The sequence below is a fragment of the Clostridium guangxiense genome, from assembly GCF_021043395.1.
Classification (GTDB): Bacteria; Bacillota; Clostridia; order Clostridiales; family Clostridiaceae; genus Clostridium_S; species Clostridium_S guangxiense.
This window is the reverse complement of the sequence record NZ_JAJNKE010000001.1, coordinates 183,549-196,895: the sequence shown is the minus strand read 5'-3', so window position 1 is coordinate 196,895 and position 13,347 is coordinate 183,549. Positions and strand designations below refer to the sequence as shown.

Sequence of the window (13,347 nt, the reverse complement as noted above, 5' to 3'; positions counted from 1 at the left end):
GTTCCTGATAATTATGTGATATAATTTATATAGAAATAATTTCATGGGAGTGTATTTTTTATGAGAAGAGAAATATTTCATGGATCAACAGTTGAGGAATGTATAAATAAGGCATGTAGTGAATTAAACATAAGAAAAAGCGATATTAAATATGAAATACTGGAAGAAAAAAATAGCTTTTTTAAGAAAAAAGCACGGATTGCAGTAGAGTTTGAAGATAAAAGTAATGAAAAAAGCGTAGATGGTACTGTTTGTGTAATTGATGGCAAAATTATTGTAACTGATCCAAAGGAAAAAGGAAGTTTTGCTAAAATAATAATTCCACAAAATATATTTGTAACAATTGATGGTGTTCAAGCCTTTGGAAAAAAGGAAATAAACAGTTCTATGAACATAAAGGTTAAATTTGATGAAGTTGAGAAACCAACAAGGAAATTAAATATATCTATTACTCCTGATAATCTTGAAGTTTACGTTGATATAAATTATATAAATAAAAATGAATTTAAATTGAAAGATAGCCCAGAAAGCAATGAAATCCTGCTTGAAGCTGAGATACTTAAGCAGGAAAAGCCGCCTTTTTACACTGAAAATGAGCTTAAAAATGAACTTAATAAAAATAAAATTGTATACGGTATTTTAGAAGAGAATATAAAGAGGTGTGTTTCTGGGAGAGATATAGATAGAATGCTTGTTGCAAAGGGAATAGAAGTTGAAAATGATGAAAATGATAGCATAGAATTTAAAGTGAATATGAATGGAAATCTAAAATTTAAAGAAAATGAAAATGGTAATATTGACTTTAAAAGCATTGGATTTGTAGATGCTATAGATAAAGGAACAGTAATAGCTATTAAACATGATGGAAGAGAAGGAAAAAATGGCAAAGATGTATATGGTAAAGAAATAAAAAAGAAGTCTGGTAAGAGGATTAGCATTGCCTGTGATGAAAATTGCAAAATAGAAGCTAATAAAGTGATAGCACTTAAAAGTGGAAAAGCCTCCTTTAAAGGAAATAGATTTTTTATAGTAGATATTCATGAAGTGAATTCTAATGTTGATTTAAAAACTGGAAATATTAAATTTGTTGGAGCAGTGAATATTAGAGGCAGTGTACTTGAAGGAATGAGTGTAGAATCTGGAAATGATATCATTGTTAATGGCAATGTGGAAGGCGCTATTATTAAAGCGAAGGGGAATGTAACAATCGGTAAGAATGCTATATTGTCCCAGGTTTATAGTGGGGGAGAAGACGTTGAGGTTTTATCTAAAATTGAAATTTTAGATGATTTGAAAAATAATATAAATGAATTGGTAGAAGCAGTTTATCAAATAAAAAAATATAATACTAAAAATAAGTTTTCCTCTGATGGAGAAATTATTAAAATACTTATTGAGAGTAAGTTTAAAAATATAACTAAACTGTGCAAAAGTTATATTTCACTTGTAAATGATGCTAATAATAAATTTGAAAAATTATTTATTGAAAAATTAATAGGAATTGCTCCTCTTCGTATTAGAAATGTTAACGAGCTCAGAATTATATCGGAGAGTGCTGAAGAAGAAGTTAAAAATTTGAAGTCTATATTGTCTATACCATCGGATATAGATATTCCATATATTCAAGAATGTAAAATCGAAAGTTCTGGAAATATTTATATTACAGGTAAAGGAGAATATATATCTAATATTACATCAAACGATAGTATTGAATTTATAAATAAAAATGCAGTGACAAGAGGAGGGCAGCTTAGAGCTAAAAACCAAATTAAATGTGGGGTTGTTGGTAGTATTGGTGGAGTAATAACAAGAATAAGTGTTGATATAAACGGCCATATATATGCTGAGATAGCTTACCCTAATACTATATTTGCAGTGGGAAATAAAGAGGTTACTATTGATAATCCTAGTAAAAATATACACGTTTATGTAGATCAGAAAGACGATCTTATAGTGGATAAATTATTATTGTAGGAGGATAATACAATATGGACAATAAAGAACTTAAAATCTTAATATTCAGTGTAAATGGTGAATATTATGCAACAGATATTATGGAAGTTGAAAGAATATTAGGATATGAACCTACAACTAAGCTTCCTGATGTACCAGAATTTGTTGATGGGGTAATTAATTATGAAGGAAAAGTGCTTCCTGTTATATCACTTTCTAAAAGGTTTAATATAGAAAATAGTAAAATAACTTCAAATTCAAAACTAATAGTAGTAAAATATGAAAATGGAAAAATAGGAGTTATTGTAGATTTAGTTTCAGAAGTTAAAGATGTAAGTAGTGACAATGTAGAAGAACCACCTGAAGTTGTGTCTGGAATTTCAAAAAGATATTTGGAAGGACTTATTAAAATGGATAATAAGATTATTATTTTTCTTAATATGGCACAAATATTATCTGAAGAGGAAAAGAAACTGCTGTAAAGTAGTTTGGTTAGCGATATGGAAAGTATTGTAGAAGTGAGGGTTGGAATAGCAGACCTCAATATTTCATTTTCACCTGGAAAGATTATAACAGTGGGATTGGGATCTTGTATTGGCATAGCTATATATGATGCAAAAAATAAGTTGGGTGGATTAGCACATATTATGCTTCCAGATAGTACTCAATTTAGTAAAGTTACTAATCCGTATAAATTTGCTGATCTAAGTATACCAATACTGGTAAAAAAGATGGTGGGAAATGGCGGAGAATTAGGCAATATGAAAGCTAAAATAGCAGGTGGAGCATCTATGTTTAATTTTTCAGATAAAAAAATGAATATGGATATAGGAAATAGAAATGGTATAGCAGTAAAAAAGGCACTTGAGAAAATGAAAATACCAATATTAGGGGAAGATGTAGGTGGAAATAAGGGACGAACTATGATTTTTGATACATCTAATGGTGCTGTACAAATAAGAACTGTAGGATTGGGTATTAAAGAAATTTAATGGAGGATGCTATGGAAAAGATAAAAGTAATAGTTGCAGACGATTCAGCACTTATGAGAAAGTTTATATCAGACATGCTAAATAGTGATGCTAATATTGAAGTCATTAAAACTGCTTATAATGGAAAAGATTTAATTAACAAAATACAAATAGAAAAACCGGATGTGATAACTCTTGATATAGAAATGCCAATTATGGGGGGAATTGAAACTTTAAAAGAAATGAAAAGAATGAATAGTTCAATACCTACAATTGTTATAAGTAGTTTGTCACATAGGAATACAACACTTACTATGGAATGTTTGCACTATGGGGCATTTGATTTTATTGCTAAACCATCAGGGGGCATGACATCTGAAATTATGGATATACAAAAACAACTAATAGAAAAAGTTAAGGTAGCAGCTTCTAGAAAATTAAATTCACATGAGCACAAGCCTATAGAAAGTAGGTCCGAAAGAAAAATAATAGATAATAATATTAAGATACAAGCTGTAGTTATAGGTGCATCAACGGGTGGACCCAAGGCATTGTATAAGGTTATAACAAAATTTCCACAAAATATGGGTGTGCCAATATTTGTAGTACAGCACATGCCAGTTGGCTTTACAAAGGCATTTGCTGAAAGACTTAATGACAATAGCAGTATACATGTAAAGGAAGCCGAAGATAATGAAGTTTATGAAAATGATGTTGTTTATATTGCTCCAGGAGGATGCCATATGGAAATAGGAAACAGTGGCAAAATAACTCTTAATAAGGAACCTCCAATATGGGGAGTGAGACCAGCTGTTGACAAACTTTTTATATCAGCTTCAAAGGTATTTGGTTCACATCTTGTAAGTGCAGTTTTAACCGGTATGGGAAGAGATGGTGCTAATGGAACTAAAATCATTAAAGATAATGGAGGAATAACTTTATCAGAATCAGAATCCACATGCGTTATTTATGGTATGCCAAAGGCTGCATATGAAACTGGTAAAGTTGATATAGTTGCTCCAATAGATAATATTGCAAATGAAATTATAAGAATAACAACCGGTTTTAGGAGGTAGCTTCAATGGATTTAGTTGATTTTAAAAAGTGGGCTTTAAAAGAATTTGGAATTGATTTGTTTGCGTATAAAGAAAATCAACTTCATAGAAGGATACTTAGTCTTATATCAAGAGTTGGTGCAAAGTCCATAGATGAGTATGTAGGAATTTTAAAGAATAATGAAATGCAGAGGCAAAAGTTTTTGGATTTTATAACAATAAACGTTACAGAGTTTTTTAGAAATCCAGAAATTTTTAAAGAATTTGAAAAAGAAATAAGAAATATGACTCTTAAAAACAATCATATTAAAATATGGAGTGCAGCCTGCTCAATAGGTGCTGAGCCATATTCTATTGCTATTATAGCAAATAAACTGGGATATAGTAGTAAATGCAGTATAATTGCTACTGATATTGATACAACCATTTTAAACAAAGCTAAAAAAGGTGAATACATAGAATCTGAAATAAAAAATGTAGAAAAGCAAGATTTGCATAAATATTTTCGAAATGTGGGCGATAAATATATCGTCGATGAAAATATTAAAAATATGATAACATATAAAAGGCATGATTTAATATTAGATTCATATGAAGGTGATTTTGATATAATAGTGTGCAGAAATGTTGTTATATATTTTAATCAAGATATAAAGGAAAAGATTTATAAAAAATTTAGCACCTCATTAAAAAAAGGTGGTCTGCTTTTTGTTGGTGCAACAGAAAGCATTTACAATTACAAGGAGTATGGATTTGAAAAAGCTTCTACTTTTATATATAGGAAGCTGTAAGGAGGGGAAATTATGGATACATCTCAATATTTGTCTATGTTTTTGGAGGAATCTAAAGACAACTTGCAGACACTAAACGAAGCTCTTCTACAATTAGAACAGGAGCCAGATAATGTGGACAAGCTAAATGAAATATTTAGAGTTGCTCATACAATAAAGGGAATGGCGGCAACTATGGGATACAACACCATGGCTGCGTTAACTCATAAGATGGAAGATGTTTTATCAGAGTTTAGAGATGGCGAGCTAAAAGTAACCAAGCAGGTTGTAACTGTATTATTTAAATGTCTTGATACTCTTGAACAAATGGTTGATAATATCGAAAATGGCGAAGAACAAGAAGTTCCAGTGGATGATATTATAACTAAGCTTGAGTCAATATCGCAAAAGGGTGCAGCAGTAGGCAGTGAAAAAGCAAATCAAAATAAGGTAAATGATTCTAACACTGATCAAAATAGTAATGCTTCACAAAAAATAAGTCTTAACGAATATGATGCAAATGTTATAAGACAAGCTATTGAAAAAGGATATAATGCTTTTTCAATTGATATTAATTTAAGCAAATCTACATTGTTAAAATCCGCAAGAGCTTTTTTAATATTTAAAAATCTTGAGGAATGGGGAGAAATTACAAAATCTATTCCAGGTACAGAAGATCTTGAAGCAGAAAACTTTGAGTTTGAGATAAATCTTGTTTATTTGACTCATAAAAATGATAATGAAGTAAGAGAAATATTACAGGAAATATCGGAAATTGACAGTATAGATATAAAGCAGTTAACGCTTGAAGATGTTAAGGTAAGCTATATAGAAGGAAAACCAAAAGAAGAAGCTAAGAAGAAAGAAGAACCAAAGAAAAATGCTGTTAAGAAAAAAGCTGAAAAAGCAAAAAGTAAATCTGGAGATGCTCCACATAAGAAAATGCATCAATCTGTGAGAGTTGATCTTGAAAGATTGGATAAGTTCTTAAATATGGTTTCAGAGCTTGTTATAAATAGAACAAGACTTGAACAAATAAGCCAGAATTATAAACTTACAGAACTTAATGAAACGCTAGAACAAGTAGCAAGAACTACAAATGATCTTCAAGATTTAGTAATGAAAATAAGAATGCTTCCTCTTGATACTGTGTTTAATAGATTTCCAAGGCTTGTAAGGGATCTTTCTGTTGAATTAAACAAGGAAATGGAACTTATAATTGAAGGACAGGATACTGAACTTGATAGAACTGTAATTGATGAAATTGGAGAACCTCTAATACATTTAATAAGAAATTCAGCAGATCATGGAATAGAAGACTCAAAAGAAGAGAGGATAGCAAGGGGAAAAGATCCAGTTGGAAAAATAAAGCTTGTAGCATATCAAGAGGGAACTAAAGCTGTTATAAAGGTTCAAGATGATGGTAACGGCATAGATGCTGAAAAAGTAAGGGAAAAAGCAGAAGAAAGAGGAATAAATACCGAAAATATGAGTGAGAATGAAATTGTCAATCTCATATTTGATCAAGGCTTTAGTACAAATGATGTAGTAACTGACATTTCAGGAAGAGGAGTTGGAATGGATGTTGTAAAAACTAAAATTTCAGCACTTGGTGGAACTGTTGATATGAGTACTCAACAGGGAAAAGGCACTACATTTACTATAAAACTTCCGTTAACTCTTCAAATAATAACAGCACTTTTAGTGAAGGTTGGTTCAGAGAATCTTGCAATATCTTTAAATGCAATAGATAGTGTTATAGATTATGATGAAAGTCAAATAAAGAAAACTAATAATAAAGAAGTTATTATATATAGAGGAAATGTACTTCCAATAATAAGAGTAAATGAAAAATTGAATCTTCCAAAATCAGATAACAAAAAAGTTTATATTGTAATTGTTAAAGTGGGAGAGAAAATGGCAGGACTTCTTGTAGATTCGCTTATGGGTCAGCAGGATATCGTTATTAAGCCTCTTGGTAAAACTTTGAAAATGCTTAAAGAATATATTGGAGCGACTATTCTTGGGGATGGACTTGTAACATTAATACTTGATGTTGCCGCACTAGTTTAGGAGGTGCTTTTAATGGACTATTCTAATTTGTCGCCAGTGCAGTTAGATGCACTTAAAGAAGTAAGCAACATTGGAGCTGGTAATGCAGCAACAGCGCTATCCCAACTTTTAAGCAAAAAAATTGATATGACAGTTCCAGCAGTAAATATCATACGTATGAGTGAATTGTTTGATGAAATAGGCGATGAAAAATTAGCAGTTGGAGTTATAGTTAGAGTTTTGGGAGATGCTCCAGGCAATATACTATTCGTTTTTGATAAAGATACTGCATTAGGAATAGTCGAATCACTTACAGGTGAAAAATATGATAAATTAAATGATATGTCAAGTTCTGTACTTTGTGAAATAGGTAATATAATATCTGGTTCATATATGAATGCAATATTTAAGCTTACAAATCTTGTCATTACTCCTTCCGTACCGGCAGTTACTTATGATATGCTTGGAGCAATGCTTTCAACTACATTTATAGAATCAGGTCAATATGATGACAATGTACTTGATTTAGAAACCGTATTTTTACAGGATAAAGAAAAAAACATTAGTGGGCATTTTTATTATATACCAATGCCCGGTTCATTAGAAAAAATACTTAATAGTTTAGGAATAAATTAATATGGAGGTTTGAAAAATGGCAAAAGTATTAATTGTTGATGACGCCGCATTTATGAGAATGATGATAAAGGATATACTTCAAAAAAATGGATTTGAGGTGGTTGGTGAAGCTAGTAATGGATTAAAAGCAGTTGAAATTTATAAAACTGAAAAACCTGATGTAGTAACTATGGATATAACTATGCCAGATATGGATGGAATAGAAGCCGTAAAGGCAATAAAGGCATTTGACCCAGCAGCAAGAATAATAATGTGTTCAGCGATGGGACAGCAAACTATGGTTATGGATGCTATAAAGGCTGGAGCAAGAGACTTCATAGTAAAGCCATTTCAAGCAGATAGAGTCCTTGAAGCTATAAAAAAGGCTTTGGGTTAATATACAGCTCATTTATTAAATTAGTTGGAGGTGATTACGGTGCAAATAGTTATTTTTAAACTGAATGATGAGCAATTTGCTGTTGAAACATCAAAAGTTCAAACTATAGGGGAGAGCATGATGGTTACTAAAGTCCCCAAAGCTCCAGAATATGTAAAAGGACTTATAAATATAAGAGGAAGTGTACTTTCGCTTTTAGACATAAATCTTCTTCTTGATGTAGAAAAATCTGATGATGAGCAAGAGAGTACTATAATACTTAAATTAGAAGAAGAACTTGTTGGAATATCAGTTAATCAAGTTGATGAAGTTCTTGATATAGACGAAGGCATTATTGAAAGTTTAGACAGTGGTAGTAATAAAGAGTATGTTAAGGGTATAATAAATTTTAAAGACAGAATAGTTACACTTATAGATATTGATAAATTAATTAGAAATTAGTAATGAGAAGAAATGAGGGAAAATTATGGCAGACGTTTTGTCACAAAGTGAGATAGATGCTCTGTTATCTGCCCTGTCCTCTGGAGAACTTCAACCAGATGAAATTTCAAAAGACGAAGAGAAGCAGAAAGTAAAGCTATATGATTTTACAAGTCCTCAAAAGTTTACCAAGGAACACATGAGAACCCTTGAACTTATACATGATAATTATGCTAGAATAATATCAAATTATCTTACTGCGCAAGTAAGAAGCAATGTAAAAATAAATATAGAGTCTGTTGAGCAAATAACTTATGAAGAATTTATTCATTCTGTTCCAAATCCTACTTTTTTGACGATATTTAAAATGCCACCGCTCAGTGGATCTGTTTTATTTGAAATGCCTCCCCAATTTGTATATCAAATACTGGATGTACTTCTTGGAGGTGCGGGTAGTGGAAAATACCAAATTCGAGAGATAACAGATATAGATAAAAATATTATTATGAAAATAAATCAAGGGTTAATTGATAATCTAAAATTAGCGTGGAGTGATGTAGTAAATGTTGAGCCAGAGATAGAAACACTTGAAACAAATCCGGCACTTAATCAAACATTGGCTCCGCATGAACCTGTTGCTCTTATAACTTTTTCAGCTGATATGGGTAATAGTCACAACTTTATAAATATGTGCATACCGTATTTAAGTATAGAGAAGGTTCTTGATAAACTTATTGTTCAATATTGGTATCAAGAGAATAATGAGGAAATTGTAAAAGAATCAAGGGAAAAGCTAAGAAGTAGATTGGATATAGTTGATGTTCCTTTAATAGCTAAACTAGGTTTTACAAATATAACTGTGGAAGATTTTTTGAAATTATCTGTTGGAGATGTAATAACATTGGATAATAAGTGCAACAGTCCAATTTCCATATTTATATATGATAAAATTCATTATATAGGAGCGCCTGGAATTATAGGCAAAAATATGGGAGTTAAGATATTAGATATTATAGATAAGGATGTGGAAAATTATGAGTGATGGATTTCTTTCACAGGAAGAGATAGACTCTCTTTTGAATGGAGACGGGAGTAATTCTGACTCAGGACAGCCGCCAGAGACAAATGAGGGTAATGATACGAATAATAGTGATGAAATTTTAACCGATATAGAAAAAGACTTACTTGGTGAAATAGGAAATATTTCTATGGGATCTGCTTCAACAGCATTATCCACCATAATAAGTCAGCAAGTTAATATAACTACACCTGTTGTAAGCATTACAACATTAAGAACATTAAAAAATAATTTTGAGGTTCCTAATGTAGCATTGGATGTAAAATACATAAGTGGAATAGCCGGAGAAAACCTTCTTGTTATGAAGGTTACAGATGCCGCTGTTATTGCTAATCTTATGATGGGTGGAGACGGAAAGGTAACAAATCAGACTTTATCCGAAATAGAACTTAGCGCTGTGTCTGAGGCAATGAATCAAATGATAGGTTCAGCAGCAACTTCTATGGCTACTATGCTTTTAAGAGAGGTAAATATATCTCCTCCTACATCTAAAATATGGGATAATGATACTGATCCTTTAACAGATACCATAAAAGATGATGAAAATGTGGTAGAAGTAGCATTTAAAATGACAATAGGAGATCTTGTTGATAGTCAAATTATGCAAATACTTCCGATGGAAACAGCAAGAAAAATGATAGGCATAATGATGGGAGGCGGAGAAACTCCAAAAGAAGAAGGCACTAAAGTAGAACAGCCTAAATCTAATGAAGTTCAAAACAATGTGCAGCCGCAAAATTCAAATCCAGAGTATAATAATCCTGGGCAAACGCAGTATCAACAGGCTGCACCACAGTATCAGCAACCGATGCAGCAAAATCAAGAGGCTATGCCGCAGTATCAATATCAACAAATGCCGCCGCAGTATCAGCAGGCTATACCACAATATCAGCAAATGCCACCGCAGTATCAGCAGCAGCCACCAGTTGAAGTTAACAAGGCATCATTTCAATCCTTTGGGCCATCGGCATCCAAGGATATGCCTAAAAATATAGATCTTATACTTGACGTGCCACTTGACATTTCAGTTGTTTTGGGTAGGGCAAAGAAAAGTATAAAAGAAATACTTAATTTGGGAACAGGTTCTTTGATAGAGCTTGATAAACTTGCTGAAGAGCCAGTTGAAATACTTGTAAATGGTAAAAGGGTTGCTTATGGTGAAGTTGTTGTTGTTGACGAAAACTTTGGCGTAAGGATTACAAGTATTATTAGTAATGAAGAAAAGATAAAGAGTTTAGGAAAAAAATAACCGTTAATCATTCATAAAATAACCGGCAGATATATTCGCCGGTTATTTTGGTTATCAAATATAAACTTTATTTTTCAATTTACGATAATAGAAACAGGGGAGGTAGTATAAGGTTTGTACTACTGAAGGTAAGTTCAAATGTTTGTATTAACATGTGAAGTCTATAGTTTGATAGGAAGTGTGTATTTATGAAAGTAAATAATGTAGGCGCAGATAATAAAGTAAATATGATTTATAATACTTATAATGCTAGCATTAGAAAGACTAATAATGCTCCTGCAGAAGACAGGATAGAGATTTCAGAAGCTGGTAAAATGCTTAGCAGCTTATGTTCAAATTTCGAAATCGGTAATGATTCTACAAAAGTTAAATTAATAAAAAGTCAAGTTCAAAATGGTACCTATAATAGAAATTCTAAATTGGTTGCACAAAAGATTGTAGATTACTTTAAGGGAAGAGAGGTTTAAAAATGAAAGAAGCACTAAATGAATTGATACTTAAGGAGATTGAAGCCTTAAATACTTTGTTAATGCTTTTAGAAAAACAACATGAACTTTATCTCGAAAAAAATATATTTGGGCTTGAAGATATTGTTAAGAAGATAGAAACTGCTAATATTGAAGTCGCAAAGGTTGAAGTTCAGCGGCGAAAACTTGAAGGAGATAAACCTATAAGAGTTTTTGTAGAAGAAATTAATGATGACGCTTTAAACAAAAATTTTAATGACATGGTTGAATTTGTCGAGAAGGTTAAAAGTCAAAACACTGTAAATCAATTTTTAATTAAGCAGGGATTATTATTTGCTAATAAGATGCTTAATCTATTTGGTCAAAACAAAAATGTTAAAACGTATAATGGATATGGAAAAATAAGTAAATAGAAAGGAGCAAGAGTATGGCAGGATTATTTTCAACTCTTGATATATCAAGACTAGGTTTAATAGCACAACAGGCTGCTTTAGATGTAACCTCGCATAATATTTCAAATGCAAATACAGATGGGTACACAAGACAAAGGGCAGAAATGCAGGCTTTATTTGATACTGAGGTGCATGCAGGACAGCCGGCAGGAAGAGGAGTAGAAGTTTCAGACATAACGAGAATTAAAGATGGTTTTCTTGATTACCAAGTTAGAAATCAAACAAGTGCAGAAGGAACAAATAAAGCTATAAACAATTATTTAGGAGAATTGCAGAACGTAATGAATGAGCCTACTGATACAGGAATGGCAAGTTTACTTTCTAATTTTTTTACTAATTGGCACAACCTTGCTGTAAACCCCCAAACTGAAACAACTAGAGGGCTTGTTGTTAGTCAAACTGAAGCACTTACAGATCAGCTTAATTCTACTTATAAAAAATTACAGGATTTAAAGGCAAATTGTAATAGCGAAATCGACAGCGAAGTTTCAAATATTAATTCTACCTTGGATAAAATTGATGATTTAAACAAGCAAATAATTAATGTTAAAGCTTCAGGTGTTGAACCAAATGATCTCATGGATGAAAGAGATTCTCTTCTCAATTCTTTAAGTGAATATTTTAACATCAATGTAGACGACAAAAAATTATATGGGGTTGATGTAACTGCTAGCAATGGAAGTCAGCTTTCGGGCACGTCTTTAGTACAGGTTAAGGACAGCGATAAAGAAGTTAGATTTTCATATGTTAATAATATTCAAGAAGTTAAAAATGCTGATGGTACAGTTAAGACTGATAGTAGCGGCAATCCGGTTTATGATTTAACATATTATAGAAACGGAGATAAAACAAGCGAAAAAAATAGAGTAGATGTTTATGTAAGTGGATTAACCCAAGATCAATTAAATCAAATTCAAACTAATAGAGTGCTTTGGGCAGATAAGGATGGAAATGCAATAGGATTATCTGTGGACTCAAATGGCAACACCATCGCAAGCGGACAAGATTCTAATCATCCTATAAATTTAACTAGTGATTCTAGTGCACTGAACTTGTTCAAATCTACAAATGGAACACTTAAGGGAACCTCATCTGTTCAAAATGATATCGATAATTATACTGATTATTTGAATAAAGTAGCTAAAGCAGTTGCGTTAACTGTTAATACTGTAGAAAGCGGCAGTACAAGTGCAAGTTCTGCAAGTGATACACTACCGTTTTTTGTTAATAGTGATGTAGCTAAGTATACTGTTGATTCAAATGGTAAATCAGAATTATCTGGTGCAAATTTGGATGCTGCATTAGCAGCTGAAAAGGATATAACTGCTGGAAATATTTCTATAAATAAAGAAATAGCCGATGATCCTATGAAAATAAAAACAAGACTCAGCGATGTTGGAAATCAAGATGAAAGCGATAATACAACAGATGGTAATACAGACGGAAAAAGGGCTCAGGCAGTAGCTGACCTTGCAAATAAATTAATTAATATTCAAGGAATTTTGCCAGATACAACAAGAGATAATTTGTTTAGCGCTTCTGGGCTTAATCAGCCTCTTGGAGTTGACAGTAATGGTGTTAATACAGTACAGAATTATGCAGGTGGTAATACTGTTTCTGATTACTTTACAAATATAGTAACTAATTTAGGAACAAAGGTAAATGAGGCAAGCACAACGCTTAAAAATTCAAAACTGCAGCTTCAAAGCCTTCAGCAGTCAAGAGATTCAGTGTCAGGTGTTTCGCTTGATGAAGAAATGACTAATTTAATACAATTTAATCATGCTTATCAGGCAAATGCAAAGGTCATTGCTACTGTAGATGAGCTGCTGGACGTTGTAGTTAACAATCTCAAAAAATAATGTAAA

Annotated in this window: 14 protein-coding genes; all 14 read left to right on the top strand. The window is 31.9% G+C overall.

What is annotated here, in order from left to right; translation table 11 throughout:
• The first annotated feature begins 60 nt into the window (after positions 1-60).
• Entirely contained in the window at positions 61-1,974 is a 1,914-nt protein-coding gene (locus tag LQK79_RS01090; RefSeq protein WP_231015142.1) for a flagellar assembly protein A, read from the top strand.
• Between the two features lie 14 nt (positions 1,975-1,988).
• A complete protein-coding gene (locus LQK79_RS01085) occupies positions 1,989-2,435 on the top strand; it encodes a chemotaxis protein CheW (protein WP_053241003.1) in 447 nt (148 codons plus the stop codon).
• A gap of 18 nt (positions 2,436-2,453) precedes the next feature.
• Positions 2,454-2,945 (top strand): chemotaxis protein CheD, encoded by a 492-nt coding sequence (locus LQK79_RS01080; RefSeq protein ID WP_231015141.1) that lies wholly within the window; start codon positions 2,454-2,456, stop codon positions 2,943-2,945.
• 11 nt (positions 2,946-2,956) lie between these two features.
• A complete protein-coding gene (locus LQK79_RS01075) occupies positions 2,957-4,000 on the top strand; it encodes a protein-glutamate methylesterase/protein-glutamine glutaminase (protein ID WP_231015140.1) in 1,044 nt (347 codons plus the stop codon).
• Positions 4,001-4,005: 5 nt separating this feature from the next.
• Positions 4,006-4,770, top strand: coding sequence for a CheR family methyltransferase (locus tag LQK79_RS01070; RefSeq protein WP_231015139.1), 765 nt, complete (start codon positions 4,006-4,008; stop codon positions 4,768-4,770).
• A gap of 12 nt (positions 4,771-4,782) precedes the next feature.
• Positions 4,783-6,822, top strand: a complete 2,040-nt coding sequence (locus tag LQK79_RS01065; RefSeq protein ID WP_231015138.1) for a chemotaxis protein CheA — start codon at positions 4,783-4,785, stop codon at positions 6,820-6,822.
• A 12-nt stretch (positions 6,823-6,834) separates the two neighbouring features.
• Complete coding sequence (locus tag LQK79_RS01060) at positions 6,835-7,437, top strand: chemotaxis protein CheC (protein ID WP_231015135.1); 603 nt, start codon at positions 6,835-6,837, stop codon at positions 7,435-7,437.
• A 16-nt stretch (positions 7,438-7,453) separates the two neighbouring features.
• Positions 7,454-7,813, top strand: coding sequence for a response regulator (locus tag LQK79_RS01055; protein WP_053241000.1), 360 nt, complete (start codon positions 7,454-7,456; stop codon positions 7,811-7,813).
• Between the two features lie 39 nt (positions 7,814-7,852).
• Positions 7,853-8,254 carry a chemotaxis protein CheW gene (locus LQK79_RS01050; protein WP_053240999.1) on the top strand — a complete coding sequence of 134 codons (402 nt, stop codon included), beginning with the start codon at positions 7,853-7,855 and terminating at the stop codon, positions 8,252-8,254.
• A gap of 25 nt (positions 8,255-8,279) precedes the next feature.
• Entirely contained in the window at positions 8,280-9,275 is a 996-nt protein-coding gene (gene fliM / locus LQK79_RS01045) for a flagellar motor switch protein FliM (protein ID WP_231015133.1), read from the top strand.
• Positions 9,268-10,560 (top strand): flagellar motor switch phosphatase FliY, encoded by a 1,293-nt coding sequence (gene fliY, locus LQK79_RS01040; RefSeq protein WP_231015132.1) that lies wholly within the window; start codon positions 9,268-9,270, stop codon positions 10,558-10,560. Before fliM ends, fliY begins: the two co-directional genes overlap by 8 nt.
• 188 nt (positions 10,561-10,748) lie before the next feature.
• Positions 10,749-11,027, top strand: a complete 279-nt coding sequence (locus tag LQK79_RS01035) for a flagellar biosynthesis anti-sigma factor FlgM (protein WP_053240996.1) — start codon at positions 10,749-10,751, stop codon at positions 11,025-11,027.
• 2 nt (positions 11,028-11,029) lie between these two features.
• On the top strand, positions 11,030-11,440 hold the full coding sequence (locus tag LQK79_RS01030) for a flagellar protein FlgN (RefSeq protein WP_231015131.1): 411 nt from the start codon (positions 11,030-11,032) through the stop codon (positions 11,438-11,440).
• A 14-nt stretch (positions 11,441-11,454) separates the two neighbouring features.
• Complete coding sequence (gene flgK / locus LQK79_RS01025; RefSeq protein WP_053240994.1) at positions 11,455-13,341, top strand: flagellar hook-associated protein FlgK; 1,887 nt, start codon at positions 11,455-11,457, stop codon at positions 13,339-13,341.
• Positions 13,342-13,347 lie beyond the last annotated feature (6 nt).

Coding starts and splice junctions, on each gene's coding strand:
- fliM (WP_231015133.1), top strand. CDS start 8,280: ATGGCAGACGTTTTGTCACAAAGTGAGATAGATGCTCTGTTATCTGCC.
- LQK79_RS01075 (WP_231015140.1), top strand. CDS start 2,957: ATGGAAAAGATAAAAGTAATAGTTGCAGACGATTCAGCACTTATGAGA.
- LQK79_RS01090 (WP_231015142.1), top strand. CDS start 61: ATGAGAAGAGAAATATTTCATGGATCAACAGTTGAGGAATGTATAAAT.
- LQK79_RS01065 (WP_231015138.1), top strand. CDS start 4,783: ATGGATACATCTCAATATTTGTCTATGTTTTTGGAGGAATCTAAAGAC.
- fliY (WP_231015132.1), top strand. CDS start 9,268: ATGAGTGATGGATTTCTTTCACAGGAAGAGATAGACTCTCTTTTGAAT.
- LQK79_RS01080 (WP_231015141.1), top strand. CDS start 2,454: ATGGAAAGTATTGTAGAAGTGAGGGTTGGAATAGCAGACCTCAATATT.
- flgK (WP_053240994.1), top strand. CDS start 11,455: ATGGCAGGATTATTTTCAACTCTTGATATATCAAGACTAGGTTTAATA.
- LQK79_RS01060 (WP_231015135.1), top strand. CDS start 6,835: ATGGACTATTCTAATTTGTCGCCAGTGCAGTTAGATGCACTTAAAGAA.
- LQK79_RS01070 (WP_231015139.1), top strand. CDS start 4,006: ATGGATTTAGTTGATTTTAAAAAGTGGGCTTTAAAAGAATTTGGAATT.
- LQK79_RS01055 (WP_053241000.1), top strand. CDS start 7,454: ATGGCAAAAGTATTAATTGTTGATGACGCCGCATTTATGAGAATGATG.
- LQK79_RS01085 (WP_053241003.1), top strand. CDS start 1,989: ATGGACAATAAAGAACTTAAAATCTTAATATTCAGTGTAAATGGTGAA.
- LQK79_RS01030 (WP_231015131.1), top strand. CDS start 11,030: ATGAAAGAAGCACTAAATGAATTGATACTTAAGGAGATTGAAGCCTTA.
- LQK79_RS01035 (WP_053240996.1), top strand. CDS start 10,749: ATGAAAGTAAATAATGTAGGCGCAGATAATAAAGTAAATATGATTTAT.